The 13,474-nt window shown below is 72.0% G+C and carries 13 protein-coding genes and 1 pseudogene; all 14 read right to left on the bottom strand.

What is annotated here, in order from left to right; translation table 11 throughout:
- A pseudogene (locus ABD207_RS26280) lies at positions 1-119 on the bottom strand (flavodoxin-dependent (E)-4-hydroxy-3-methylbut-2-enyl-diphosphate synthase); the annotation flags it as partial.
- A gap of 4 nt (positions 120-123) precedes the next feature.
- On the bottom strand, positions 124-1,176 hold the full coding sequence (gene hpnH / locus ABD207_RS26275) for an adenosyl-hopene transferase HpnH (RefSeq protein ID WP_344015644.1): 1,053 nt from the start codon (positions 1,174-1,176) through the stop codon (positions 124-126).
- 5 nt (positions 1,177-1,181) lie between these two features.
- A complete protein-coding gene (locus tag ABD207_RS26270; protein ID WP_344015643.1) occupies positions 1,182-1,823 on the bottom strand; it encodes a phosphorylase family protein in 642 nt (213 codons plus the stop codon).
- On the bottom strand, positions 1,823-3,865 hold the full coding sequence (gene shc, locus ABD207_RS26265) for a squalene--hopene cyclase (RefSeq protein ID WP_344015642.1): 2,043 nt from the start codon (positions 3,863-3,865) through the stop codon (positions 1,823-1,825). The genes ABD207_RS26270 and shc overlap by 1 nt, the downstream gene beginning before the upstream one ends.
- A 119-nt stretch (positions 3,866-3,984) precedes the next feature.
- Positions 3,985-5,049 carry a polyprenyl synthetase family protein gene (locus ABD207_RS26260; protein ID WP_344015646.1) on the bottom strand — a complete coding sequence of 355 codons (1,065 nt, stop codon included), beginning with the start codon at positions 5,047-5,049 and terminating at the stop codon, positions 3,985-3,987.
- 74 nt (positions 5,050-5,123) lie between these two features.
- Complete coding sequence (hpnE, locus tag ABD207_RS26255; protein WP_344015641.1) at positions 5,124-6,545, bottom strand: hydroxysqualene dehydroxylase HpnE; 1,422 nt, start codon at positions 6,543-6,545, stop codon at positions 5,124-5,126.
- Complete coding sequence (locus tag ABD207_RS32210; RefSeq protein ID WP_425580827.1) at positions 6,542-6,688, bottom strand: DUF6380 family protein; 147 nt, start codon at positions 6,686-6,688, stop codon at positions 6,542-6,544. The genes hpnE and ABD207_RS32210 overlap by 4 nt, the downstream gene beginning before the upstream one ends.
- On the bottom strand, positions 6,688-7,638 hold the full coding sequence (hpnD, locus tag ABD207_RS26250) for a presqualene diphosphate synthase HpnD (protein WP_344015640.1): 951 nt from the start codon (positions 7,636-7,638) through the stop codon (positions 6,688-6,690). Before hpnD ends, ABD207_RS32210 begins: the two co-directional genes overlap by 1 nt.
- The gene (gene hpnC / locus ABD207_RS26245) at positions 7,635-8,537 is read right to left on the bottom strand and encodes a squalene synthase HpnC (protein ID WP_344015645.1); all 903 of its coding nucleotides are present in this window, start codon (positions 8,535-8,537) and stop codon (positions 7,635-7,637) included. The genes hpnD and hpnC overlap by 4 nt, the downstream gene beginning before the upstream one ends.
- A gap of 361 nt (positions 8,538-8,898) precedes the next feature.
- Positions 8,899-9,696: an ABC transporter ATP-binding protein gene (locus tag ABD207_RS26240; RefSeq protein ID WP_344015638.1), complete on the bottom strand. Its 798-nt coding sequence runs from the start codon at positions 9,694-9,696 to the stop codon at positions 8,899-8,901.
- A complete protein-coding gene (locus ABD207_RS26235) occupies positions 9,689-10,624 on the bottom strand; it encodes an ABC transporter permease (protein WP_344015637.1) in 936 nt (311 codons plus the stop codon). Before ABD207_RS26235 ends, ABD207_RS26240 begins: the two co-directional genes overlap by 8 nt.
- Before the next feature lie 101 nt (positions 10,625-10,725).
- Positions 10,726-11,571, bottom strand: a complete 846-nt coding sequence (locus ABD207_RS26230) for a glycosyltransferase family 2 protein (RefSeq protein WP_425580589.1) — start codon at positions 11,569-11,571, stop codon at positions 10,726-10,728.
- Between the two features lie 32 nt (positions 11,572-11,603).
- Positions 11,604-12,383, bottom strand: a complete 780-nt coding sequence (locus ABD207_RS26225; RefSeq protein WP_344015636.1) for a CDP-alcohol phosphatidyltransferase family protein — start codon at positions 12,381-12,383, stop codon at positions 11,604-11,606.
- Positions 12,361-13,422, bottom strand: a complete 1,062-nt coding sequence (locus tag ABD207_RS26220) for an iron-containing alcohol dehydrogenase family protein (protein WP_344015635.1) — start codon at positions 13,420-13,422, stop codon at positions 12,361-12,363. The genes ABD207_RS26225 and ABD207_RS26220 overlap by 23 nt, the downstream gene beginning before the upstream one ends.
- Positions 13,423-13,474: the final 52 nt, after the last annotated feature.

The following is a 13,474-nucleotide window of genomic DNA, read 5'->3' as shown; positions in this document are numbered from 1 at the left end:
TGGACCGAGACCGGGGCGTCTCCACCGACCGCCACGGGCCCGACCTGGATCTGCCGGCTCCTGCGGCGCTCGGCGAGCTTGGCCGGGACGGACGGCATACCGAGCGAGACAGCGGTCATCTCGTCACCCCTTGGCGGCGGAGGAGGGATGCGCGTGGCCGGTGCTTCCGGAGACCGTCTCGCGCAGGGCGCGCAGCGACTCCTTCAGGGACCCCATGGTGGCGAGGACCGCGGTCGGCTCGTAGCCGCAGTGGGCCATGCAGTTGGCGCAGCGCGGGTCCTTGCCGCGGCCGTAGCGGTCCCAGTCGGTGTCCTCGATCAGCTCCCGGTACGTCGGCACATAGCCGTCGGCCATCAGATAGCAGGGGCGCTGCCAGCCGAAGAGGGAGTAGTTGGGGATGGCCCAGGCGGTGCACGGGAAGTCGACCTTGCCCTCGAGGAAGTCGAGGAACAGCGGCGAGTGGTTCAGCCGCCAGCGGCGGCGGTTGCCGCCCGCGAAGGCCTTCTTGAACAGCTCCCGGGTCTGCTCCACCCCGAGGAAGTGCTCCTGATCAGGGGCCTTCTCGTAGGCGTAGGCGGGCGAGATCATCATCTCGTCGACCTGGAGGTCGTCGTTGAGGTAGTTGAGCACCTCGATGACGGTCTGCGGGGTGTCGGTGTTGAAGAAGGTGGAGTTGGTGGTGACCCGGAAGCCCCGCCGCTTGGCCTCCTTGATGGCCGCAACCGCCTCGTCGAACACGCCCTCCTTGGCGACCGACTCGTCGTGCCGCTCCCGCAGCCCGTCGATGTGCACCGCGAACGCGAAGTACCGGGACGGGGTGAACTTGTCCATCTTCTTGCGCAGCAGCAGGGCGTTGGTGCACAGGAAGACGTACTTCTTGCGGGCCACCAACTGGCGCACGATCTCGTCGATCTGAGGGTGCATCAGCGGCTCGCCGCCGGCGATGGACACCATCGGGGCCCCGGACTCCAGCACCGCCCCGACGGCCTGGGCCACCGGCATGCGCTGTTTCAGCACACCGGCCGGGTGCTGGATCTTGCCGCACCCCTCGCACTTGAGATTGCAGGCGAAGAGCGGTTCCAGCTCGACGATGAGCGGAAACTTGTCCCTCCGGCGGAGCTTCTGTTCGGCCAAGTAAGTAGCGACCTTGATGGACTGGCGCAGCGGCATGGCCATCTGGCTCACCTCCTGGGGAGCAGCAAGGAACGGTGCCATTCGTAGAAAGCCGGGAGTACGGAACGAAGAACACGGAAAGCCGATATTCCACCGCGCACCGTGCCGATCCGGACCAGTTCATGTTCTGGAGCGTCCACGACCACCCGGACGGCCGCAACCGGGCGCGCTCCCGCGCGCACGGCGGTCAGCAGGGTGGCCGCCGATTCCATGTCGGCCGCGATCGCGCCGGTCGCCAGCAGATCGGACCGTTCGTGACCGCGCACCACATGGTCGGACCCGGTGAGCGGCCCGGTGTGGACGGTGCGCCCGGGCACGGCGCGCACCAGCTCCTTCACCAGCAGCTCGGTCCCCACGCAGGGCACGCTGCCGCGCGGGTCGCGGGTCTCCTCGGCGACCACCAGGTCACCGGGGTGCATATCGGGGGCGAGCCCCGCGCAGAAGCCGGTGGCGAGCACCGCGGCGTCGCGCAGGGCGGGGCCGGCGAGCACTCGGGTGACGGCCCGCTCGGCGGCCGCCGGCCCCATCCCGGTGCGCAGCACGGTGACCGGCCCGCCCGCGCCGCCGCGCTCGCTCACCCGCAGGGCGAACTGCTCGATGCCGAGCGCGCAGGCGATCAGCAGCGGAGCGGGGGCGGGCGGGGTGGTCATCAGCTTCCCTTCGCCTCGGCGAGCCGGTGTTCCCCGGCGGCGCCCTCCCGCGCGGCCGGCTTCTTGGCGAAGGGGTCTCCGTTGACGTACCGGCCGAGCGCGGTGAGCGGGAAGACCTGCCGGTAGAGGTGGTAGTTGATGGAGAAGTCCCAGGGGAAGCCGGTTCCGGTGAAGTAGGGCTCGTCCCAGGAGCCGTCCTCCCGCTGGGTGGCGGCCAGCCACTCGATACCGCGTTCCACGGCCTTGGACTCGCGCTCCCCGGCGGCGAGCAGCGCCATCAGTGCCCAGGCCGTCTGGGAGGGGGTGGAGGCGCCCCGGCCGGACCACGTGCGGGCGTCCTGGTAGGAGCGCAGGTCCTCGCCCCAGCCGCCGTCGTCGTTCTGCACCGACTCCAGCCAGGCCACGGCCCGCCGGATCGCCGGATGCGAGCCGGGGATGCCGGCCGCGGTGAGTGCGGGGACGACGGAGCCGGTGCCGTAGATGTAGTTGACGCCCCAGCGTCCGAACCACGATCCGTCGGGCTCCTGCTCGGCGAGCAGCCAGCGCACCCCGCGCCGGGTGCGCGGGTCGTGGGCGAGGCCCTCGGCGGCGAGCATCTCCACCACGTGCGCGGTGACGTCGGCGGAGGGCGGGTCGATGACCTCGCCGAAGTCGCAGAACGGCAGCCGGTTGGGGAACGGGCTGGTGTTGTCGACGTCGAACGCGCCCCAGGCGCCGTTCCTCGACTGCATGCCGAGGTTCCAGCGCACGCCGCGGGCGATGGCGTTGTCGACCCGTTCGGGGTCGTGGTGCTTGACGCGGCGCAGCGCGAGGATCACCTCGGCGGTGTCGTCGATGTCGGGGTAGTTGTCGTTGTGGAACTCGAACGCCCAGCCGCCCGGCGGGAGATGGGGCCGGCGCACCGACCAGTCGCCGGGGCGGACGATCTGCTCGCCGAGCATCCAGTCGGCGGCCTTGACCAGCTGGGGGTGGTCGGCGGGCAGGCCGGCGTCGGCGAGGGCGATGGTGGCGAGGCAGGTGTCCCACACCGGGGACTGGCAGGCCTCGATCATCCGGGCCCCGTCCTCGCGCCACACGGCGAACCGGTCCAGGGACGCAAGGCCCTCCCGCATCACCGGGTGGTTGAGGTCGTAGCCGAGCAGGTGCAGGGCGATGACCGAGTAGACGGCCGGCGGCTGGATGCCGCCCCAGCAGCCGTCGTTCTCCTGGCGTTCGATGATCCAGCGGGCGGCGGTGTTCATGGCCGCCCGGCGCAGCCTGCGCGGTACCACGCGGCGTGCGGAGTGCAGCGCCTTGTCGAGCCGCTGGAAGACGCCGTCCCAGGTGTTGGCGGGGGCGAGCGGCCTCGGCGGGTTGGGCTGGGCGGGGTCGGTGTGCAGTTCGTCGAGCGGGAACGGCGCGGGCCGTACCGGCCGCTTGGCGGAGACGATGGTCAGCGGGACGATGGTCTGCCGGGCCCAGCAGGCGAAGTCGTAGATGTTCAGCGGCACCCAGGTGGGGAACCAGATCAGCTCGGGCGGGAGTTCGGGCAGGTCCTCCCACTTCCACCAGCCGAACAGGGCCAGCCAGATCCGGGTGAAGACGCGGGATGCGGCGATGCCGCCCTGCTCGCGGATCCAGGCGGCGGCCTTCGCCATGTGCGGGGCGTCGGGCGCGTCCCCGGCCAGGCGCAGCGCGACATACGCCTCGATGGTGGTGGAGAGGTCGCCGGGGCCGCCGTGGAAGGTGGCCCAGGTGCCGTCCTCGCGCTGCTCGCCGCGGATGAACAGCGCGGCGGCGTGCGTGGTGTCCTCGTCGCGGATGCCGAGGAACTGACGCAGCAGCAGGTCCTCGGCGTCCATGGTGACGTTGGTCTCGAGGTCGCCCTTCCACCAGCCCTCGTCGGACTGGCGGGAGAGCAGGAAGTCGGTGGCGCGCCGCATGGCGCGGGCGGCTGCCTCGGCTGCCCCGGCCGCCTGGGGGGTCTCGGTGTCGGTGTCGTTGGCCGCGGCCACTCGGGGCGGCAGGGCCGCCCCGGTGCTTCCGTCGGTCGTCGCTGTCATGGCTTCCCCTTCGTGCAGTCCTGCAAGTCGTGCGTCTGCTGTGGGTCCGCCGTCGGCCGGTGGCTTGCTCCCCTCACCACCGGCCGGCGACTACGCGAGGGCTGTTCGACCGATAGTGATCATCTCTTTCGTACGACGACGAAGTCCGCGAGCGCAGTGAACCGTTCCCGCACCTGCTCGGGCATGTCCACGGCGTCGAGGGCCTCGATGGCGATGGTGTGCTGACGGCGTGCCTCCTCGGCGGTCCACTCGCGCCCGCCCGCCTGCTCGATGAGCGCGGCGCGGGCCGCGAACTCCTCCTCGGAGAAGCTCTCGAAGTCGCTGCTCCTGGCGTCGGCGGCGAGCAGCTCGCCGAGCTTCTCGGCGGCGGGTCCGACGGCCGCCAGGGCGGCGACGACGGGCAGGGACTTCTTGCGCTGGCGCAGGTCGCTCCAGGTCTGCTTGCCGGTGGCCTCCGGGTCGCCCCAGATGCCGAGGAGGTCGTCGACGGCCTGGAAGGCGAGGCCGAGGTGGTAGCCGTACTTCTCCAGCGCGTCAGCCGTGCGGTCGTCGGCGCCGCCGAGCACGGCGCCGATGGAACTGGCGCAGGCGAGCAGGGCGCCGGTCTTGTTGCCCTCCATCTCCAGGCACTCCTCGACGCTGACGCGGTCGCGGTGCTCGTAGGAGATGTCCTGGGCCTGACCGTCGATCAGCGCGCGGGTCGCGCTGGTCAGGCGGCGGGTGGCGCGGCCGGCCTCCACCGTGCCGAGCTCCAGCAGCACCTCGTTGGCCAGGGCGAACAGGGCGTCGCCGACGAGGATGGCCTGGGCGGGGCCGTGCACCTTCCAGACGGTGTCGCGGTGGCGGCGCTGTTCGTCGCCGTCCATCAGGTCGTCGTGCAGCAGGGAGAAGTTGTGGACCAGTTCGACGGCCACCGCGCCGGGGATGCCGGTCTCCGGGCGGGCGCCGGTCACCTCGGCGGACAGCACGGCGAGGGCGGGGCGGACGGCCTTGCCGCCGTCGCCGTCCGCGGGCCTGCCGTGGGCGTCGATCCAGCCGAAGTGATAGGCGGCGACGGTGTCCATGGGCGGGGCCAGACGGGCTACGGCCGCCCGCAGCACCGGCGTGGCCAGGGTCCGGCCGCGCTCCAGCAGCGCGGACACGTCCACCGCGGTCCTCCGGTCGGCCTTCGGGGCCGGGGGCACAGTGGGCACAGTCTCTCCTCTTGTAGCGGTACCGGGGGTGCGGGGGTCTGCCGCGCCGGGCTGCTGATCGGGCATCAGGCCGCCTCCTCGATCGCGAAGAGGTGCCTCGGGCGGGGCCGGCCCAGGGCGTGCAGCGCGGCGTCCGCCGCGCCGACGCCGCTGCGGACCGCACTCTCCATGGTCGCGGGCCACCCGGTGGCGGTCCACGCTCCGGCCAGGTACAGGCCGGGGGCTTTGGTGCGGGCGCCGGGGCGCAGCCGCCCGACGCCCGGTGCGGGGGCGAACGTGGCGGTGCGTTCGCGGGTGACGAAGAAGTCCTCGACCCGGGCGTCGCGGGTGCGCGGCAGCAGCCGGTGCAGCTCGGGCAGATAGCGCTCGCGCAGCGCGGCCACCGGCGCGTCGATGTCGTCGTACGCCACGGACTGCGACAGCGCCAGGTACTGGCCCCGGGTCAGGCCGGAGGCCTCGGTGCGGTCGAACACCCACTGGACGGGGGTGCCGAGCGCGGCCAGGAAGGGCCGGGCGAGCACCGTGCGGTCGTAGACGACATGCACGTTGACGATGGGCGCGGTGCCGATGTCCAGCAGCCGTTCGGGGGCGTCGAGGGCACCCGCGGGCAGCAGGTCGCGCGTCTCGCGCTGGGGGGCGGCGAGGACGACGGCGTCGGCGTCGAGCGTCCCGCCGGGAACCCGGACGCTCCATCCGCCGTTTCCATCGGCACAGACGGAGGTGACGCGCGTACGGACCTCGGTGCGCACGCCCGCGGAGTCGAGCGCCCTGCGAGCCAGCCGGTCGTGCAGTTCGCCCAGCGGGACGCGCGCCCAGCCGATGTCGGCGGCGCCCGGCTCGGACAGCAGGCCGGTCTTGAACACCATCGCGGCGAGCGCCAGGGAGGCGTCGGCGGCCCTCGCGTTGAGGGTGGCGGTCCCGACCAGGTCCCACAGGGCCTCCACAGCGCGCGGCGACTGGCCGTGCGCGGCCAGCCAGCCGGCGAAGTCCTGCGTGTCCAGCGCCGGATCGGCGAGGTCGAGCCGCTGGAGCGCGAGCGCGGCCCGGATTGCTCTGGCCCGGTCGGCGAGCGTGAGGTGCGGGTAGGTGGCGAGGCTTCGGCTCAGGTGCAGCGGCACGGGCAGCGGGTCGCGCCGCAGCCGGCCGAGTCTGCGTCCCTCGGGCCTGCGCACGTCGACGACGGGCACGTCGAGACGGTTCTGCAGCGGTGCAAGGTCCGCTCCCCCGATGCGGTCGAGGAACCAGCGGTAGGCGGTGCAGCAGCGCAGGTAGACGTGCTGGCCGTTGTCGACGGTGAGTCCGTCGCGCCGGAAGGAGAAGGCGAGTCCGCCGAGTCTGGGCCTGCCTTCGAGCAGGGTGACGCGCACGCCCGCGTCGGCGAGCGCGAGCGCGGCGGTGATGCCGGCCAGCCCGCCGCCGACCACCACGGCGTGCCGTCCTTCCGCGGTGCCGGCGAACCGGTCCTCGGGCCGCGTGACACGGGTCATCGTGCGCCCTCCCCCCGACGGCCGGTGTGCGTGCAGCGTGAACGACCTGCCGTCTCAGTCTGGGACGCACCCCTGCCGCGGAGGGTTGCCCACCGCTTGTCGTCGGGGTCGTCGGCGGGAACCGGGGTGTCCGCTGTGTCCATCAGGCGCGCCTCCTGACGGTCCGCCGGGTCACGTGCCGGGTGTCCAGGCCGGACAGCCCGCGCACGGCGACGTACGCCTTCTCGCGTCCGGGCAGCGAGACCCGGCCGCGCAGCACCGCCTCCGGGTCGCGTTCGATGCGGTCGAGGAGGCGGCGGTAGATGCCGGCCATGGCTGCGACGCAGGCGCCGCTGCGCCGGTCCAGCAAGGGAAGCAGGCGGTAGCCCTCGGCGAAAAGGGCGCGGGCCCGACGCACTTCGAAGTGCACGAGGCCCGCGAAGTCGGAGCCCTCCGGTGGCCGTGGCCCGCGGAACCCGGCCGAGCAGCCGAATTTCGCGAGGTCGTCCGCGGGAAGGTAGGTGCGGCCGCCCTCGGCGTCCTCCCGGACGTCCCGGAGGATGTTGGTGAGCTGGAGTGCGAGGCCGAGCGTGTCGGCGTACTCGGGCGCGCGTTCGGCGCCGCGCGCCCCCGGTTCGGTGCCGAACACGCCGAGGGAGAGACGGCCGATGGCGCCGGCCACACAGCGGCAGTAGACCTTCAGGTCGTCCCAGGTCTCGTAGGTCTCGCCGCACACGTCCATCTGCACGCCGTCGATGAGCTCGTCGAGCCCGCCGAGGGGGATCGGGAAGTGCCGGGCGGCGTGCGCCAGGGCGACGGCCACCGGGTCGGTGTCGTCCTCCTCGACGGCTCCGGCGCGGATCCGGGCGAGCAGGGCACGGGTCTCCTCGAGCCGTGCGAGCTTGACGTCGTCCGCCAGCGCGCCGTCGCCGATGTCGTCGACGCGCCGGGAGAAGGCGTACAGCGCCGACATCGCGCGCCGCTTGGGCGTGGGCAGCAGCCGGATGCCGTAGGCGAAGTTGCGGGCCTGCTGCCCGGTGACGGCCTCGCAGTAGCGGTAGGCGGCGAGTACCGGTGCGGACGCGTGCGGTTCCGACTCCACGGTCCGGATCACCCCTCTCCTCGCAGGGTCACGCCCGCCTCGCGCAGCAGCGTCAGCTTGCCGGGCCGGGGCGGGCCGGGAAGTACGTCGAATTCGGCGGCGGCGATCGCGTCCAGCGCCGCCCTTCCTCCCGCCACGAACCCGGCGAGCAGCAGCCTGAGCCTGCCCTGGACGCTGCTGACGAGCGGGTCGCCCTCGCGCAGCAGCGCCCGGGCGCGCTCCGCCTCGAAGGCGATCAGGGCCCGCAGCGAGGCGCCGGCGGTGGGGGCGGCGAGATCCGCCTCCTGGACGTGGAAGCGCTTCATGTCCTCGGCGGGCAGATAGATCCGGTCGCGGCCGAGGTCCTCCGCCACGTCCTGGAGGTGCTCGACGATCTGCAGGGCGGTGCACACGGCGTCGGAGCGGCGGACGCGCTCGGGGCTCGCGGTGCCGGTGACGGCGAGGACGAGACGGCCGACGGGGTTGGCGGACAGCTCGCAGTAGGCGAGCAGGTCGTCGTAGGTCTCGTAGCGCGTGACGAGTTGGTCCTGCCGGTTCGCGGCGATCAGCGCGAGGAAGGGCTCGGGGGTCAGCGCGCGCCGCCGTACGACCGGCTGGAGGCGGCGCAGCAGGGGGTGGCGGGGGGTGCCGTCGAAGACCCGGCGCAGGTCGCTCTCCAAGGCGTCCAGAAGGAGCAGCCGGTCGTGCGCCTGTCCGGGTGAGACGCCGAGGAGGGCGGCGTCGGCGTCGCCGGGGGCGAGGTCGCCGTCGCCGATGTCGTCGACCAGCCGGGCGAAGCCGTAGACGGCCATCAGATCGGACCGCCAGGCTCTGGGCAGGAAGAACGGCGCCACGGGGAAGTTCTCCGCGGCGGCCTTGTCGAGAGTGGCGCGCTCGGGGTCGGCGGCACGCGCCGTGCCGGGCGGCGTCATCGTGGGCTGCCCGGGGCGGGGACGGCGCATGCTGCGTTCACCTGGGGAGTTTCCGTAGCCATTGCCGTCACATCTCCCGTTCTACACCGCCGACCCAAGACACACTATTTCGGACACGCCGCCGGGACTTCCGCCCGGTGGCCGCTCCGGACGTGTCGCGCATTATGGCCCTGATTGCCGCCTTTAGGCACCGGTACAGCTTACGTTGTACAACGCGAAACCGACCGCCGGGGTGAACCGCACATCACAACAACACACCGATTGGCGTCAATCTTCCTGCGGGAAGCAGGAGTTGGCGTCTTCTTTGCACACGCCGGGCCCCGCGGAGCGTCTCCGGCGGGGCCCGCTGGGGCTCATCGGGTCACTTGGCGGTGAACTTCTCGTACTCCTTGAGCACCTCGTCGGTCGGCCCGTCCATGCGCAGCTCGCCGCGCTCCAGCCACAGCACCCGGTCGCAGGTGTCCCGGATGGACTTGTTGTTGTGGCTGACCAGGAACACCGTGCCGGCCTGCTTGCGCAGCTCGCGGATGCGGGCCTCGGAGCGCTTCTGGAACTTGCGGTCGCCGGTGGCCAGCGCCTCGTCGATCATCAGGACGTCGTGGTCCTTGGCGGCGGCGATGGAGAAGCGCAGGCGGGCCGCCATGCCGGAGGAGTAGGTGCGCATCGGCAGGGTGATGAAGTCGCCCTTCTCGTTGATGCCGGAGAAGTCGACGATCTCCTGGTAGCGCGCCTTGATCTCCTCGCGGGACATGCCCATCGCGAGCCCGCCGAGTATCACGTTGCGCTCGCCGGTGAGGTCGTTCATCAGGGCGGCGTTCACGCCCAGCAGGGACGGCTGGCCGTCGGTGTAGACCTTCCCGCGCTCGGCTGGGAGCAGCCCGGCGATGGCGCGCAGCAGGGTGGACTTGCCGGAGCCGTTGGAGCCGATCAGCCCGATCGCCTCGCCGCGGTAGGCGACGAAGGAGACCCCGCGCACCGCGTGCACCTTGCGCACGCCCCGCGCCTCGTCGTCCTTGCCGCGCCGCAGGATGCGGCTGAGCGCGGCGGTGGCGCTGCCCTTGCCGGACCGGCCGGCGTTCACGCGGTAGACGATGTGCAGGTCGTCCGCGATGACGGTGGGGACGCGCCCGGCCTTCCTGCCGGCGTTCTCCTCAGCCACGGCCGTACCTCTCCTCCGCCTTCCAGAAGTAGATGAAGCCCGCCACACCGATCAGCAGCGCCCAGCCGGTGCCGACCGCCCAGATGTGCGGGGGCAGGTAGGTGGAGTCGTACTCGTCGATCATGGCGAAGCGGACCAGGTCCATGTAGACCGCGGCGGGGTTCCACTGGAGCAGGTCGGGCAACCAGCCGGGGACGTTCTTGTCGGCGAGCATCGCCGGGATGCTGAACATCACGCCCGAGGCGTACATCCAGGTGCGCAGCACGAACGGCATCAGCTGGGCCAGGTCGGGGGTCTTGCTGCCCATGCGGGCGAAGATCAGCGCGAGGCCGGTGTTGAAGACGAACTGCAGCAGCAGCGCCGGCCCGATCAGCAGCCAGGACCAGTCGGGGTAGCTGCCGAACGCCAGCATCACCGCGACCAGCACGACCATGGAGAACAGCAGCTGCTGGAGCTGCTGCAGCGAGAACGAGATGGGCAGCGAGGCCCGCGGGAAGTGCAGGGCCCGCACCAGGCCCAGGTTGCCGGATATGGCCCGCACACCGGCCAGCACCGAGCTCTGGGTGAAGGTGAACACGAAGACGCCGGTCACCAGGAACGGCACATACACGTCGCTCGGGATGCCCCGCTTGGCGTCCAGCAGCAGACCGAAGATGAAGAAGTACACGGCCGCGTTCAGCAGCGGCGTCGCCACCTGCCACAGCTGGCCGAGCTTCGCCTGGCTGTACTGGGCGGTCAGCTTCGCCTGGGAGAAGGCCATGATGAAGTGGCGCCGGCCCCAGAGCTGACGGACGTACTCGATGAGGGACGGCCGGGCGCCGCTGACCGACAGCCCGTACTTGGCGGCGAGCTCGGCCGCCGTCAGGCCCTCGTCGGGCGGCACGGGCGCGCTCACCGCGACCGTGCCGTCGTGCGTTGTCTCACTCACTGGTGGAAAACTTTCGTCCTCGAGATGCGCGGCCTTGGTCGGCCTTGGCATGAGCCGGGGAGCCGAGGTGCGGCCCCGGGATGTTCCCGGATACGAGCTTGTCAGATCACCGGGGGCCGGCCCAGTCGGGTCAGCCGCCACACCGTACGCCACTTCATGGGCCGGCGCGGGCCGCAGGGTGTGGTCCACCCTTCCCGGAATCCGCCGAACCACGCCTTGAGCGCCGCGCGTGTGGGACGGCGCACAAGGGTGAGCAGCACCCAGGCGCCCAGGTAGACCGGGACCAGCGGTGCGGGGAGGTTGCGGCGGGCCAGCCAGACCCGGTTGCGGGCGATCATGCGGTGGTAGACCGCGTGCCGCGAGGGCGCCGTGGTCGGGTGGTGGAGCACCATGTCGGCGCGGTAGTCGATGTGCCAGCCGGCGTCGAGCGCCCGCCAGGCGAGGTCGGTCTCCTCGTGGGCGTAGAAGAAGTCCTCCGGCAGCAGGCCGACCTCGGCGAAGACCTGGGTGCGCACCGCGTTGGCGCCGCCGAGGAAGGTGGTCACCCGCGAGGAGCGCAGCGGGTCGGAGGCGCGCAGCCGGGGCACGTGGCGGCGCTGGGTGACGCCGGTCTCGGGGTCGGCGATGCGGAAGCTGATGATGCCCAGACGCGGGTCGGCGGCGAACGCCTCACGGCACAGCTCGGCGGTGTCGTGGCCGGCGAGCAGCCCGTCGTCGTCGAGGAACATCAGGATGTCCACGTCGCGTCCGGCCGGGCCGAAGGCCTCGATGCCGGCGTTGCGCCCGCCGGGGATGCCGAGGTTCTCCGGCAGCTCGACGGTGCGCACCCCTTCGGGCACGTCGGGCACGGGCGAGCCGTTGCCGACGACGACGACCTCGACCGGGTCGCCCTCCTGCTTGGCGACCGAGTCGAGCAGGGCGCGCAGCTCGTCGGGGCGGTTGCCCATGGTGATGATGACGGCCCCGACCTTCAAGGCGCTCACCTCAGCCTGCTCGACGCGAGGATCGACACCAGGTGCAGCACGGTCTGCAGCATCGCGATGCCGGCCAGGACGGCGGTGCCGAGGCGGGTGAAGAACAGGTCGCCGTGGATCTGGTCGGCGATCGCCAGGACCAGGATCAGCAGGGACGCCTCGATGCCGAGGATGAGGCGGTGGAACTTCAGCGCGGCGGCGGCCTTGCGGGCCAGCGCCATGCCGGAGGAGCGGGGCTCGGCGGCGGCCTCCTTCACCGGGGGCAGCCCGCCCTGGTGGCGGGCGACGCCGACCAGGTCGGTCTCGGCCTTCACCAGGATCGCGCCGAGCGCGGCCAGGGTGCCGAGGAAGGCCCACAGCCAGTCGATCCGCCCGGAGCCCCACAGGTCGGCGGCGCGCAGACCGAGTCCGACCAGGACGGCCGCGTCGCACAGGTAGGCGCCGACCCGGTCGAGGTAGACCCCGCCGAGCGAGAACTGCTTGCGCCAGCGGGCGATCTCGCCGTCGACACAGTCCAGCAGCAGGTACAGCTGGACCATGATCACGCCGAGCACGGCGCCCCAGATCCCCGGCACCAGCAGGGCGGGCGCCGCGAGGACACCGCAGACGGTCATCAGGTACGTGAGCTGGTTGGGGGTGACCCTGGTGTTCACCAGGTAGCGGTCGACCCGCAGGGACACCTCACGCATGTAGAGGCGTCCCATCCAGTGCTCACCGCTGCGCCGGTCCTTGACCCCTTCGGGGTGCACGACCGGGCGGAGTTCAGCTACCGATGGCCTTGACATAGTCGGCGTAGATGTCCTTGATCTGGTCGGTCTTCAGGTCGAGGTGTTCGAGGATGGTGTAGCGGCCGGGACGGGTCTCCGGGGCGAACTCGACGGCCCGGACGAACTCGTCGACCGTGAAGCCGATCTCCTCCGGCCGCACCGGCAGCCCGTGGCGGCGCAGCACCGCGGCCATGTTCGCCGACTCCTCGTGCGCCCCGCGCAGATACATCGCGAAGGCGGCGCCGATGCCGACCTGCTCGCCGTGGGCCGCGGCCCGCTGCGGGAAGAGCAGGTCGAAGGCGTGGTTGATCTCGTGGCAGGCGCCGGAGGAGGGGCGGGAGTCGCCGGAGACCGACATGGCGATGCCGGTGAGGACCAGTGCCTCGGCCAGGACCTGGAGGAAGTCGTCGTCGCTCGCGCCGCCGGGGTGGCGGAGCACCGCCTCGCCGGCCTGGCGGGCCATCGCGGCGGCCAGGCCGTCGATCTTCTCGCCGTTGACCCGGTGGGACAGCTCCCAGTCGGCGACGGCGGAGATGTTGCTGATGGCGTCGCCGATGCCGGAGCGCACGAAGCGCACGGGCGCCTCGCGGATCACATTGAGGTCGATGACGACCGCGATCGGGTTGGGCACGCCGTAGGAGCCGCGGCCGGCGTCGTTGTCGAGGGTGGCGACCGGGGAGCACAGGCCGTCGTGCGCCAGGTTGGTGGCGACCGCGACGAGCGGGAGGCCGACGCGGGCCGCGGCGAACTTGGCGCAGTCGATGATCTTGCCGCCGCCGAGTCCGACGACCGCGTCGTAGTGGCCGGCCTTGATGCCGCTCGCCAGCCGGACGGCGTCGTCGATGGTGCCGCCGCCGACCTCGAACCAGGTCGCGCCGGGAAGCGAGGGCGCCACCCGCTCCCGCAGCCGGGCACCGGAGCCGCCGCTCACCGCGACGGCCAGCCGGCCCGACTGCGAGATCCGCTCGTCGGCGAGCACACACCCCAGGTCGTCGAGGGCACCCGGGCGGATGTCCACCACGACCGGGGACGGAATGAGCCTCGTCAGTACTGGCACGCGATCTCCCGTCCGCGGGCGAGGTCGTCGTGGTTGTCGATCTCCACCCACT

Source organism: Streptomyces thermospinosisporus (assembly GCF_039526425.1).
GTDB classification, from domain to species: Bacteria; Actinomycetota; Actinomycetes; order Streptomycetales; family Streptomycetaceae; genus Streptomyces; species Streptomyces thermocarboxydovorans.
The sequence above is the reverse complement of the archived record's forward strand: the minus strand, read 5'-3'. Positions and strand labels throughout refer to the sequence as shown.

What these genes read in the sequence shown, in the direction of transcription:
- hpnH (WP_344015644.1), bottom strand. Translation starts at nt 1,176, where the DNA reads ATGGCCATGCCGCTGCGCCAGTCCATCAAGGTCGCTACTTACTTGGCC.
- ABD207_RS26270 (WP_344015643.1), bottom strand. Translation starts at nt 1,823, where the DNA reads ATGACCACCCCGCCCGCCCCCGCTCCGCTGCTGATCGCCTGCGCGCTC.
- shc (WP_344015642.1), bottom strand. Translation starts at nt 3,865, where the DNA reads ATGACAGCGACGACCGACGGAAGCACCGGGGCGGCCCTGCCGCCCCGA.
- hpnE (WP_344015641.1), bottom strand. Translation starts at nt 6,545, where the DNA reads ATGACCCGTGTCACGCGGCCCGAGGACCGGTTCGCCGGCACCGCGGAA.
- ABD207_RS32210 (WP_425580827.1), bottom strand. Translation starts at nt 6,688, where the DNA reads ATGGACACAGCGGACACCCCGGTTCCCGCCGACGACCCCGACGACAAG.
- hpnC (WP_344015645.1), bottom strand. Translation starts at nt 8,537, where the DNA reads ATGACGCCGCCCGGCACGGCGCGTGCCGCCGACCCCGAGCGCGCCACT.
- ABD207_RS26230 (WP_425580589.1), bottom strand. Translation starts at nt 11,571, where the DNA reads ATGGGCAACCGCCCCGACGAGCTGCGCGCCCTGCTCGACTCGGTCGCC.
- ABD207_RS26225 (WP_344015636.1), bottom strand. Translation starts at nt 12,383, where the DNA reads ATGTCAAGGCCATCGGTAGCTGAACTCCGCCCGGTCGTGCACCCCGAA.